The organism is Flavobacterium maritimum, from assembly GCF_040049085.1.
Lineage (GTDB): Bacteria > Bacteroidota > Bacteroidia > Flavobacteriales > Flavobacteriaceae > Flavobacterium > Flavobacterium maritimum.
Window position 1 is genome coordinate 466391 of the sequence record NZ_JBDLZY010000002.1, and the last position, 13652, is coordinate 480042.

A 13652-nucleotide genomic window follows, 5' to 3' on the forward strand; every position below is an offset into this window, starting at 1 on the left:
GTGGGATAGTCGAATCACAACTCATTTGGAAGACACTGTCTCACAAGATTTTTTTATTTTTCAGACCATTCTTGCAATGGGTCGAATTTTAAGAATCTAATTGCTTAGCTAATATAAATATCAAAGCCGTTATTTTTATGACGGCTTTTTTTGTTTAGCGCTTTAGCAAAAAAAAGACCTTCTATCACAACCTGTTTGAACAATTTGTTGGCAGTAAAGCCCCATTTTTGGTTATTTATTCCTAATTTAGTGCAGAAAACAAGTTTAGCTTTGAAGTCTAAATAGGCATAAACAAAGCAATGCTAATTTTTCAGCACAGAAAATGACACAAAATTCCAATCATAATTTAGGTAACGACTATAAATTCGAACATTTTTTCGAATTGTCTGCGGATTTATTTTGCATTGCCGGATTTGATGGCTATTTAAAAAGAATCAATCCTGCTGTTTCTAAGTTATTGGGCTATACTGTTGAAGAATTATTATCAAGACCTATCTATGAGTTTATACATCCCGAAGATCAGGACAGAACTGCTAAACATCGGGATAATCTAATACAGAACAATCCGCTTTTAAATTTCGAAAACAGATATGTAACTAAAAGTGGAGAAACCGTTTGGCTATCCTGGACCTCTATGCCCGTCGAAAGCGACCAACTAGTATTTGCTATAGCCAAAAATATCACGCATAAAAAAAAACAGGAAGAAGAGCGCAATTTACTTCTTACCAATCTGACAAAAAACAATAAAGACCTCAAAAAATTAACCTACACCAACTCTCATGATTTAAGATCTCCAGTAAGTAACCTCCTAACCATCTTTAGCCTTTTGGATACTTCCAAAATCAATGATGAGGATACACTGGAATTAATAGATATGCTGAGAGCAACCAGCGAAAGTTTAAAACAAACTCTGGATGAATCAATAGACAGTATCACACAAACTGAAACTGAGAATTCAAAAATTGAAGTTTTAAACTTGAATGAATCCTTAGATATTGTCATGCGTTCTATTAGTTCTTTGATACAAAATTCAAAAACTATCCTTACTACTGACTTTTCGGAAGCAGAAACCGTCAAATTTAATAAAGTATATCTGGAAAGTGTGTTCTTGAATCTTATCACCAATTCCATTAAATATGCCAAGCCGTATTCGCAACCGGTCATTTCCATTGCTACCAAAAAAGTCAATGGAATTACGCAATTGATTTTTTCTGATGCAGGAGTTGGCTTTGATATGGAAGTTGTAAAAGATAAAATTTTCGGACTGCATCAAAAGTTCAACAATCATATTGACAGTAAAGGAATTGGCCTCTATTTGGTTCACAATCATATAACCAGTTTAGGGGGAACGATTGCCCTTGAAAGCGGCATAAACGAAGGAGCAAAATTCATTATATCCTTTAAGCAATAAAAATTGAATTTTAACTACGATAACTGATTTAGTGGATTCCTTACTGCAAATGAATTTTGTTTGGAAGTCATTGTTTATTAAGAAAAGAATAAAGACATTAAAAAATAGTATTGTTTCCAATTCATAGCTCTTATGACACCAAAAAAAAATGTTTCATCCGACTCAAATAGCTCCTTTTCTGCGCTTGAGATTCTACAGTTCACGATCTTTATTTTCGTGATTCTTTATTTTGGCAAAACGCTTTTTATTCCGCTTAGTTTTTCATTACTCATCAGTTTTATACTTTATCCTGTTTGTAAATGGATGGAAAAAAAAGGATTGAGTCAAAGTATTACTATTGCCATTACTCTTTTTACGCTATCCCTGTTAATGGCAACCATCCTCTATTTACTATTTACACAAATTATAGCCTTTGTAAATGAGTGGGAACCTTTCAAAATAAAGCTGATCGAAACCGCTAATCAACTCAGCGTATTTATCACCGAGCAATTTGGGGTAAGTAGCGAAAAACAATTAGAATTCCTGAACCACGCCATCGATAACTCGGGTTCGCAAGCTATTTCCCTATTAAGAAACACAGCTTATTCCTTTTCTGAATACTTTTTTTTCCTTTTAATCATTCCCGTTTTTTCTGCACTTATATTGTACCATCGCAGATTATTGGCCAATGCCTTATACGAGATTTTTCCCGCTGATAAAAAAGAAACCATTCACGAAATTTTGATAGAAACTATTCATGCTTATTATGACTTTGTGAAGGGGATGTTATTAGTCTATTTAATTGTGGGCATATTAAATAGTATCGGATTGGCAATCATTGGCGTGCCTCATCCTATACTTTTTGGCTTCATGGCCTCTATACTAACTTTTATTCCTTACATAGGCATAATGATCTCCTCCCTTTTACCCATAGCTGTTTCCTGGATAACATTTAACTCTATTTGGTATCCGCTGGGAGTGATTTCGGTTTTTTCCTTCGTCCAGGCTTTAGAAGCCTATGTGATATTTCCTTTTGCAGTAGGTACCCGTTTAAAAATCAACACACTTGTCATTATTATAATGATCACTTCGGGCGGTATTATTTGGGGAGCGGCAGGAATGATTTTATTTATACCTTTTATCAGTATCGTGAAATTGATTGCGGACCGAACCGAGAGTCTAAAAACACTATCTGTATTATTGGGAGATGGCAGTCATAACAAGACCAAAAAATAGCTTTGCCTTTGAAAAACGTATAAATAAAGCAACCCTCCTTAAAACTACAACTACTTTTAAAGTATTGCTACAAAAAAAGCCACAAGGTTCAACTTGCAGCTTTTCATTTTATAATAATCAAATGGTTATTGAACCTCTTTGCTCATTTCAATTCCGTTTTGATCCATTAGATACATCAGGGAAGCCATAGTTGCTGCACCCAATTCTAACTCTCTTTTATTGATGGCGTCAAAAGTGTCATTCAAGGCATGATGATAGTCAAAATAACGTTGTGAATCGGGTTTTAATCCCGCTTTCACCAGTGTTTTAGAGGTTAAAGGATCAATGTCCGAACCACTATGCCCTTTCACAAAACTATGAATCAAGTAAGGCTCAAAAAGATTTTTCCAAGTCAGAATTTTACTGAAATTAGCATCATCTGTTTCAAAAGAAAATCCTCTCGGACTGAATCCTCCTGAATCACTTTCTAAAGCAAAGATGTGGTTCTCCTTATTCGCTTGGGCCAATTCTTCATATTTGTCTCCACCTCTGCCTCCATTTTCTTCATTCATAAAAAGTACAACACGAATGGTATTTTTAGGTTTGTACCCAATGTTTTTAAAGATATTTGCCACTTCCATACTTTGCACTACTCCTGCTCCATCATCATGCGATCCATCTGCCAAATCCCATGAATCCAGATGCCCTCCTACAATCATAATATTTTCCGGATGCTCACTTCCTTTTATTTCTCCAATCACATTGTAGGACAAAACATCCTCCATTTGCTGACAGGACTGTTTGAAATAGAATTTTAAATTTGGATTACTCTTCAAAGTTTTACTCAATAACTCGGCTCCGTTAGTACTTATGGCGGCGGTTGGAATATAATCTGATTTTGGAAGATCACCATAACTTTGTGTTCCGGTATGCGGAAAATCATCCAATCTTAAATTCATAGAACGCACTATGGTACCTACGGCACCAAACTTGGCAGCTTCTTTTGCTCCGGCATACCTTTGATCCACGCAACCTCCGTATGATTTGAATGTTTCAATGTTTTCCGGTTCCATCGGTCTGTTGAAAAACACTATTTTACCTTTAATCTTTGCTCCTAATTGCTCTAATTCTTTAATGCTGTGCACTTCAATCACTTCGGCTGTAAGTCCGTTTTTTGGCGTGGCAACAGAGCCTCCCAAAGCACAAATTGGAACTTTTATTTTAGTTTTATTGTCTTGTATATAAGCAGTTTCTTTTTCGCCTCGAATCCATTTTGGCACCATTACTTCCTGCAGGTAAACGCTATCCAAGCCTAATGTTTCCAATTGCGCTTTTGTATATTGTACCGCTTTTTCTGCATTGTCAGAGCCTGATAATCGAGAACCGATACTATTGGATAAATAATCCAGCCAAGAATAACATTTAGCATTCGTCAATGCTGATTTGTAAATTTCTTTAAGCGCCTGTTCATCCTTGCTTTGTGCAAAAAGGGTGATTCCATTAAAAAGTAATGCTACTAAAAATACCGTTTTTCTCATATATAAATAGTTGGGGGTTGGTTTCTTTATTCTGATTTCTTTATTTCGGTTCGGGGACCAATACCGTTATTATTGAAAGCCTCTATCTGAAAATAATATACTTCTGATCGATCTAAACCGTTAAAATAATACTCGTTTTTTCCGTACACCATGATCGATCCATACAACTTGTCCGGTGATTTCCCGAAATAAATCACATAGCCGTCCGCTAGCGGTTCCTGTTGCCATTTGAACCAAACGTTGCGTCTTTCTCCTTCTTTCTTTGGATCGCTGCGTAAAGGAACAAAATTATTGACAATTCCGGGAGCAATTCCACTTCCTTTTCCAAAAATTCTAAAACCGCATAACGCAAATTTCCCGGTAGGCATATTGATATTTACCATTTTTACATAACGTGCCTGAATTGGTTTTTCAAGTTCAATATAATCATGGGGAACATCTTTGGTATTTTTGCTTTTATCCACCAGAATTTTCCAGTCTTTGTTGTTATCCGAATAATACAAAATATACTTATGTCCCGTCGTAGTTTCCGGTTTGCCCATCAATTCCACATCTTGGTCAGCATAATTTATCTGAATCGCATGAATGGCGCTTTTCTCCCCTAAATCAGAAATGATGTATTCCCCTTTTGCTCCTGACTTTGCAGACCAATAGGTTTTTATATCTTCATTTACGGCATAATTGGCCTGAAAACCACCCAAGGTAGAAGAAACCTGTACAGGTTTGTTATAATTCAATAACATCCATCCTGAGAAATTCTGATTCAAATGATCTTTCTTTTGCGAAGGCAAAAAAGTTGGATAATCCCCATAAGCGGTATTCGAATACAATATTCCATCTTTATCAAAACCAGCCGGCCAAATTCCTAAACGACGTTCGAAATTATTTTTGGTACAAATAGAAATAGTGGATACATGCCAATAATCAGCATTCGCATCTTCATAAGTAGCGCCATGTCCAGCTCCTCTGGCAAAACCTCCGGGTTTATAGGAAAACGGGTTGTGAGATTGATATTCAAAAGGTCCCAATGGATTCTCGCTAATATACACCCCATCGCCATAACCACTGAATTCAGTCCCAGGTCCACCATATTGCAGGTAATATTTATTCTTATGTTTGGTTACAAAAGCCCCTTCCATAAAAGGCTGCAAAAAAGTATTGTCGTTATTCTCCCCAAAACGTTCCCAGCCGTGCTCATGGTCATTTAATGAAATTAAAGGAACTACTTCTCCTTCTGGCTGAAAGGTTTTGCGATTTAATTTGACACCATAAATTGGGTATAAATTACTCGAGCCGTAATATTCATAGACTTCATCTTTTTCCTTGTCCCAAAAAATTTGGGGGTCCCAAGCCCCAGCTTCCGATTTATGAACCAATTCTTTCCACTCATCTTTAGAGGGATTGGTGCTCATCCAAATAGGAAACTCCTTAGTATGTGTGGAGCCAACCACTAACAATGTATCGTTTACAAAAGACAATGATGGCGCACACAATTCATCGTATACTTTGTGTTCCGGTCTGAGGAATTTTCGAGATATAAATTTCCAATCGAGCATGTCTTTACTATGCCAATAGCCCCATTGATTGGTAGAAAATAAATAATATTCCCCTTTGAAGAAAGTAATGACAGGATCGGCAGTTGCGCGATGTTTCCCCTGAGTAACGAAGTTTGGAATTGGGCAATACCCATAATCAATATTGATGGGATTACAATAAGTTTTTTGCTGCGCATTTGCATTGAAAAAAAGGCAAATGACGACACTGAATAGAATGTTCTTGATGGTTTTCATTTTAATATTTGGGTTTTATTCGTTTGAATTTTCACCATAAGAGAACAAGCGGCTTTAAAAAAAATCCTGCAAGCTTTGAACACTTGCAGGATATCATTTTTATTTAATCGGTTCGAAGCTTATCGCTGTTCCTCCTCCTGGTGCCAAATTCAAATTGATTTTTGATTTGTTTGTAACCTCTATCACTCTTATTTTGTAAGCGATAGGATTTTTTTGCCAATCGGCATCTTTAGCATCTTCATAAATAATGGCTTTGTACTTTTGACCTTTAGTTAGGAAGTCTAATTTTATTTCTGATTTTCTGGCATTTTCATCAGTGATAGCGCCAAGAAACCAAGATTCCTTTCCTTTTGCTTTTCTGGCGATTGTTAGGAAATCTCCCGGTTCTGCCTGAAGAACTTTGGAATCATCCCAATCTACTGCCACGTCTTTAATAAACTGAAATGCATCCGGATACTTTTCATAATTCTCCAACAAATCTGCAGCCATTTGTATTGGAGAATACATCGTCACATACAAAGCCAATTGTTTAGTTAAAGTCGTATGAACCTGCTCTGTTTTGTTTTTATCATAATAGCTCATTTTGATTTCAAAGATTCCCGGTGTATAATCCATCGGCCCTCCAAGTAATCTTGTAAATGGCAAAATCGTTTCGTGCATTGGCGGATTTCCAACACTCCATGCGTTGAATTCATTACCACGAGCCGCTTCTGCCGCTACATAATTTGGATATGTTCTGCTGTAACCTGTTGGTCTCGATGATTCGTGGGAATTCAACATTAATTTGTTATCTGCAAATCGTCTGGCAACAAAATTAAAATGGTTCACCATCGTTTGCCCATCATGAAACTCTCCTCGTGGGATAATCTTACCTACATAACCCGTTTTTGCAGCAGGGTAATGATACTTTTTCATCAAATCTAAAGCGCGGTCTAAATGACGTTCGTAATTCGCAACCGACCCTGATGTTTCATGATGCATAATCATTTTGATATTTTTCTCTTTGGCGTAAGCCGAAATAGCAGCAATATCAAAATCAGGATAAGGCGTAGTGAAATCAAAAACCTCTTCTTTCCAGTTGCCGTTCCAATCCTCCCATCCAACATTCCAACCTTCCACTAAAACGCCGTCAAAACCATTCTTGGCAGCAAAATCAATGTATCTTTTGGTGTTTTCAGTTGTTGCTCCATGTTTTCCTGAAGCTTTTGGTGCATCTGCAAAATTGGTTGCATTCTGTGAGCCTGCATAATCCCAAGTCGATTTCCCTACGTGCATTTCCCACCAGATTCCCACATATTTCATTGGTTTGATCCAAGAAGTATCTTCAATTTTTGATGGTTCGTTTAAGTTCAAAATCATTCTGGAACCTACAATATCTCTGGCATCATCACTAACCATAATCGTTCTCCAAGGAGAAACACAAGGAGCTTGCAAATAGGCTTTATCTCCAATAGCGTTTGGCACTAATTCCGCTTTCAATTTGTAATTTGTCACATCGGCTTTCAAATGCATTACCGGGTAATTGACAACCGCTGCTTCAAAAATATTCAGGTACAATCCTGATGGTGATTTCATCATCAAAGGCGTTTGAACCATATATTTTCCTGGAATTGATTTTACTCCAATTCCATTATTCATATTTATTTTAGAATTATCAATTTCAGACAATTTAGTTTCATTGTACTCATATTCATTGCTGTCAAAATCTCCCGGAAGCCAAAAAACTTTGTTATTTTCCGCCAAATTGAATTGGGTCAACTCATCCGAAATAATGAAATAATTCAAATCGGCTTGTCTTGGAAAATCATATCTGAAAGCCACACCTTCATCAAAAACTCTAAAAATGATATTCATTTTTACTTTAGATTCTTTGTTAATTAAGGAAACTGTCAATTCATTGTAATGATTCACAATAGTAGCCTGTTCTCCTAAAACAGGTTTCCAAGATTCGTTGAACGTAGCCGTTTTTGAGGTCAGTATTTCAAAGTTCGACTCTAAAGCCGGTTTTTCCTTTAATTTTATTCCCAAAGCACTTTCTAAAACGACCGCCTTGTCTTTATAATTTACGGAATAAATGGGTTGTCCGTTACTTCCTAATTTGAAATTTACGGCAATTTTACCGGAAGGCGATTGTACAGTTTGAGCCTGTACTATCCCTAGGGTAAAAATGAGAAAAAGAGAAAATAAATGTTTCATTTTGTTTGGTTTTTTAGATTTGATAAAAGTAAATAAAATACTCGCTTTTATCCCTGTCGTTTCTAACAAATATGCCTTTTTTGTTAAAAAACCCTTCGGTAAAAATACCGAAGGGAATCACCAAATAAACTAACCACATTACTTAATCAACTCAAAACTAAGCTTCTTGTCTGCATCTGAATTTGTGCCCACAAACACCTGAAAAGTGCCCGGTTCAGCAGCAAATTGCAAATCAGAATTATAAAATTTTAAATCTTCAACTGAAATCTCAAAAGTTACCGTTTGTTTCTCCCCTTTTTTAAGAGCTATCTTTTGAAAACCTTTCAGTTCTTTAATTGGTCTGGTCACAGAACCAACCATGTCTCTTATGTACAATTGAACTACTTCTTTTCCGTCAAAATTTCCGGTATTGGTAACGTCAACTGTAACATTAAGTTTATCGTTGAAATTCATTTTATCCGAAGATATTTTCAGGTTTGAATAATCGAAAGTGGTGTAGCTCAATCCAAAACCAAAAGGAAATAAAGGTTCGTTTCTTTCATCTATATAATTAGATCTGAATTTTTCGAATTTTCCTTCTTTATTAGAAAGTGGTCTTCCTGTATTTTTTTGATTGTAATAAATTGGCAGCTGCCCCACACTTCTAGGGAATGTGGCTGTTAATTTTCCGGAAGGATTTTCATCTCCAAACAAAACATCGGCAATAGCACTTCCTGCTTCACTTCCTGCAAACCAAACATCCAAAATGGCTGGAACGCTAGCATTTTCATCGTTTAATACTAATGGACGACCATTAAATAAAACTAATACAACCGGTTTTCCTGTTTTTAATAATTCATTCAATAAATCTTTTTGTGCTTGCGGAATTTCTAACTTAGTTCTGCTGCTGGATTCCCCGCTCATTTCAGCAGATTCGCCCAATGCAGCCACAATAACATCCGCTTGATTAGCCACTTTTAAAGCTTCGGCTAACATTTCTTCTTTAGAGCGTTTATCACGGTGTAAAGTTTTACCAAACATAGTAGCATTCGTCTCAAAAGTTTCATCATAATCTAAGTTGCTTCCTTTAGCATAAAGCACTTTAGTACCATTACCTGCCACTTCTTTGATTCCAGCCAATAATGAAATTGATTTATCCATATTGGTAGCCACACTCCAAGTTCCCGCCATGTTTTCTTTGGCATCAGCCAAAGGTCCAATAAGAGCGATCGTCCCTGATTTTTTTAGAGGAAGTAACTGATTTTGATTTTTTAGTAAAACCAATGATTGCGCAGCAGTTTTTCTGGCCTCGGCTCTGTGAGGGTTGGTGAAAATTTCCGTTTTGGCTCTTTTCTCATCACAATATTTGTAGGGATCATGAAACAATCCCAAATCATATTTGGCATTCAAAATAAGACGCACTGCATTGTCAATTTTCTCCATGCTTACCTTTTTCTCATCCAATGATTTCTTTAAGGTGGTTAAGAACCCTTCGCCTACCATATCCATCTCTACTCCGGCATTCAAAGCCAAAGCTGATACTGTTTGCAAATCACCCATTCCATGTTCGATCATTTCAGGAATTCCGGTAAAATCGGTCACAACAAAACCTTCAAATCCCCATTGTTTTCTCAACACATCAGTCATCAACCATTTATTTCCGGTGGCAGGAATTCCGTCAATCTCGTTGAAAGAAGCCATAACCGAACCCACACCAGCATCAACAGCCGCTTTGTATGGCGGAAAATAATCGTTGAACATTCTTATATGGCTCATATCAACGGTGTTGTAATCACGACCGGCTTCTGGAGCACCATACAATGCAAAATGTTTCACACAGGCTAAAATGGTATTGTTTTTTGAAAGATCATTTTGTTGGTATCCATTAACCATCGCTTTGGCAATTTGACTTCCAAGAAACGGATCTTCACCGGAACCTTCAGAAACCCTTCCCCAACGAGGATCACGGGAAATATCAACCATTGGAGAAAATGTCCAGTTAATCCCATCGGCACTTGCTTCCTGAGCAGCAATTTGGGCACTTCTTTCAATCAATTTCATATCCCAGCTACAGGATAATCCCAGGGGAATCGGGAATGTAGTTTCATACCCATGAATCACATCCATTCCAAAAATTAAAGGAATTTTCAATCGGCTTTTTTCGACAGCAATCTTTTGTACTTCTTTAATTTTTTGAACTGATTTGATATTAAACAAACCACCGACCTTACCTTCTGCGATTTTTCTTGCAACATCAGAACTATTGGCTTGACCGGTGGTAATATCACCTGAAGTTGGTAAATTCAATTGACCCAATTTTTCGTCCAAAGTCATTTTCGATAACAACTCGGCTACAAATTCGGTTTTGGGTTTAATTTTAACGGCTTTCTTGCTTTCCTTTTTTTGGCTATAGCCAATGACTGAAAGACCAAGAAGCATAATTATTAATTTAGTATTCATTTTTTATTTTTTTATTTGTTTAAACATCCAATCATAAATGTCTTGGTTGTCATATACTTTTGACCAACTGTCATGACCTGCATCATCAAAAAGCGTTAGTTGAACATTCGCATTACAGCTTTTCAATTTTTTATAAATGGTTATAGAATAATCCACATTAACCACATCATCAAGAAGTCCATGAAAAATTTGGGTAGGAATGTCCTTGATTTTACAGTCTTCAATCATTGGAACTCTGTCGACAAATCCCGCAATCGGTACTAATGCCGCAAAGGTTTCCGGATGCGCAAAAGCAAGATTCCAGGCGCCCCAAGCTCCCATACTAAGGCCGGTGAGATAAATTCTGCTACTGTCAATATTGTTTTCTTTTTGAATTTTTAAAATCAAACGATACAATACTTCTTCGTTCCAATATTCATTCTCCGGACATTGAGGAGCCAAAATGTAGCTGTCCAATTCATGAGTCTTCAAGTATTTAAAAGGACCGTGCACTTTTACTTTCTCAATATCGTTTCCTTTTTCACCGGAACCATGAAGAAAAATAATCAAAGGCTTTTTTTCTTTGGTATTTGCCGGAATGTGTAAAGCATATCCTAATTCGTGTTTTTCAACGATTTCAGTTTTTAATTTTCCATTGACATCCGATTGTGAAAAGGAATTCAATGAAAATAAAAGAGCCATTACTATAATTTTATACTTCATTATTTTCTAAAAATTATATTTCCCGGAATGAAATCCCAGATTAAGCAAACCTTGTTTAACTTCAGGAGCATTCATGAATAATTTCCATAATAAGCCTGTACGGTGATTCTCAATCATTGGCGCAATGGTACCTTGATCTATTGCCAGATAACGTGGAGTTACCCAATTATAATGCGGTGAAAAAGCATCATACGGACCTGCAATTCCAACATGTGTACTTCTCTTTTCATCATATAAATAATGCAAAACTTTCATGCTTTCAACAGGTGTATATGGAAAAGAAGATAAGGCAGCTGTTGGCGTAATTACACCCAAATCATTGTCGGTATCATGAGCCGAATATCCTGTGGTTCCATCACTGTTTCGTGAATAACTCGCTGTGAGACCCCAACATTTTTCAGAATAGCCCTTCCACTGTTTTGGATTATCAATACAATACTTATTAATGATTTTGGCGTGATTCTGTGTTAATTCCCAATAGTTTGCATACTTATCGGCTAATTGTGAAGGATCTAATCCCAGGTAAGAATATTGCGCCCAAAACAAAGGTCCTGCATTTCCGCTAACCGTATTGTATTTGAATATTAATGGAATACCATATTGTGTGTTTCCTGTTCCAATAGTCCCGTTTCGTGTCCATCCCTCATGATAAGCGGCGGCAGGAATGGGATGAGTTGGAGAGGCGGCTCCCATAATATAGGCAATCAAACATTCATTGTATCCTTCTAATTTGAATTTCATCTCCCATTCGTATGTAGGAGACCAATGCCAATACATGGCGTTTTCACCGTTGGTATACCAACTCCACTCTACACCTTTCCATAAATTATCAGCTTTGGCAGCCAATGCTTTTTCTTGGGCATTTCCGTTTTTGAAATATTCTCTCACGGCAATCAGACCTTGACATAAGAAAGCTGTTTCTACTATATCTCCACCATCATCTTTATTGCCAAAAGAAATAGCACGTCCGGTGTTCCCATCCATCCAATGTGCCCAGGCACCATGAAAACGATCTGCTTTTTCAAGAAAATCCATAGCAGTCGTCATTCGGGTAACGGCTTCGGCTCTTGGAATAAAACCTCTTTCTATCCCAACAATCAAAGACATTAGCCCAAAACCAGAACCTCCTGTGGTTACTTTATTGGCTTCGAATCCGGGGTTGTCCGTATGATAGCGTTCCCGACCTAATTTTGAATTTGGTTCCGCATAATCCCAAAAATATTTAATGGCATCTTTTTGAACTTGATCCATCGCTTCGGTATCTGTTAAAACAGGAACTGGGGTGGTTGGAGTTGTTGGCAACGGAGTACCACCACTCTTACCTTCCGGTCCCGAAGAAGAGCATGAACTGAGAAGATTCAAAAAAATAAATAAGTATAGATAACTTTTCATCTTTATAAAATATAGTATTAATTACTAAAAAAATACACACCTGATTTTATGTGGATCAGGTGTGTAAAAGAATCCTTATCGGTTATCTTTTTCTAATAAATATAAAGCTTTCACTTCATTGTCGTTAAGAGCAATATCATACATTCTAAACTCATCCATTAGTCCTGTGTAGTTTAACATCCAAGACTCAGGTGCGTTCCAAGGTGCCCCCAAATGTTGTTGAAATCCACCGATAACAAATTTAGAAACATCAGAATTTGCTAATGCGCCATAACCAACACCTCCTGAATCAGGATTATCAGTATATCTTTTTGACATCCCCTCCGGAAGTTCTAGTTTTACACCATCAACATACATACTGTAGGTAGAACTAGATGCATTGTAAGACCAAACCAGATGTTTCCAAGTACCAAACATATCAGGTAACACATTAGTTCCATCATGAACTAACCATTGACCAGACCATGGAATACTTGGAGTTACATCTTTTTGAAGATGATTTTTAATCAACATTGTTTCTTCCGGCCCTGTACCTTCAATCATTGAGAAGATATTCCCCCAGAAATCTGATGTTTTTGGCAACATAAATAAAGATTGCGCACCACCAGTGTGTGGGTTCGTATTTATCCACATGGAAACAGTGATGTTTTTTAAATCAATCACCGAATTGGCAACCGTATTATACGCAATAAAAGAACTTGCAGATCCTTTATAAGCCTGCCCTTTTATACCTGTATCAAAGGTTACGTTTGTTCCAACTCCACCTGTTAATCCGCTTTTAGAATCGGCTATATTTCCATCAAAACTCAATTTTGAAATCAAATTTGAAGCTGCAACATCATCGGAGTTTTCGTATCCTCCAATTCCATCATAAGGAATGGGTGCGTTTACTTTATCTATACTATCCTCGTTACAGCTCACAAAGAATTGTGTAGCAACAACAGAAGCAAATAAGAAAACATATTTATTTTTTTTCATTTTTACTGTTTT

At 36.8% G+C, this 13652-nt stretch carries 9 protein-coding genes; 2 read left to right on the forward strand and 7 right to left on the reverse strand.

What is annotated here, in order from left to right; genetic code table 11:
* The first annotated feature begins 322 nt into the window (after window positions 1-322).
* Window positions 323-1411 (forward strand): PAS domain-containing sensor histidine kinase, encoded by a 1089-nt coding sequence (locus ABEB23_RS06045; RefSeq protein WP_348811548.1) that lies wholly within the window; start codon window positions 323-325, stop codon window positions 1409-1411.
* A gap of 132 nt (window positions 1412-1543) precedes the next feature.
* Window positions 1544-2626: an AI-2E family transporter gene (locus tag ABEB23_RS06050; protein ID WP_348811549.1), complete on the forward strand. Its 1083-nt coding sequence runs from the start codon at window positions 1544-1546 to the stop codon at window positions 2624-2626.
* A 125-nt stretch (window positions 2627-2751) separates the two neighbouring features.
* Here the strand turns inward: ABEB23_RS06050 and ABEB23_RS06055 are convergent, their stop codons facing one another.
* From ABEB23_RS06055 to ABEB23_RS06085, 7 genes are all read right to left on the reverse strand, one after another.
* Window positions 2752-4143 carry a M28 family peptidase gene (locus tag ABEB23_RS06055; protein ID WP_348811551.1) on the reverse strand — a complete coding sequence of 464 codons (1392 nt, stop codon included), beginning with the start codon at window positions 4141-4143 and terminating at the stop codon, window positions 2752-2754.
* Between the two features lie 26 nt (window positions 4144-4169).
* Window positions 4170-5933 carry a discoidin domain-containing protein gene (locus tag ABEB23_RS06060; RefSeq protein WP_348811552.1) on the reverse strand — a complete coding sequence of 588 codons (1764 nt, stop codon included), beginning with the start codon at window positions 5931-5933 and terminating at the stop codon, window positions 4170-4172.
* A 99-nt stretch (window positions 5934-6032) separates the two neighbouring features.
* Complete coding sequence (locus ABEB23_RS06065) at window positions 6033-8129, reverse strand: glycoside hydrolase family 97 protein (RefSeq protein WP_348811554.1); 2097 nt, start codon at window positions 8127-8129, stop codon at window positions 6033-6035.
* Between the two features lie 138 nt (window positions 8130-8267).
* Window positions 8268-10568, reverse strand: coding sequence for a beta-glucosidase BglX (bglX, locus tag ABEB23_RS06070; protein ID WP_348811555.1), 2301 nt, complete (start codon window positions 10566-10568; stop codon window positions 8268-8270).
* A 3-nt stretch (window positions 10569-10571) separates the two neighbouring features.
* Window positions 10572-11249, reverse strand: coding sequence for a carboxylesterase family protein (locus ABEB23_RS06075; protein WP_348811556.1), 678 nt, complete (start codon window positions 11247-11249; stop codon window positions 10572-10574).
* Between the two features lie 27 nt (window positions 11250-11276).
* Entirely contained in the window at window positions 11277-12662 is a 1386-nt protein-coding gene (locus ABEB23_RS06080; protein WP_348811557.1) for a glucoamylase family protein, read from the reverse strand.
* Window positions 12663-12737: 75 nt separating this feature from the next.
* The gene (locus tag ABEB23_RS06085) at window positions 12738-13640 is read right to left on the reverse strand and encodes a LamG domain-containing protein (RefSeq protein ID WP_348811558.1); all 903 of its coding nucleotides are present in this window, start codon (window positions 13638-13640) and stop codon (window positions 12738-12740) included.
* Window positions 13641-13652: the final 12 nt, after the last annotated feature.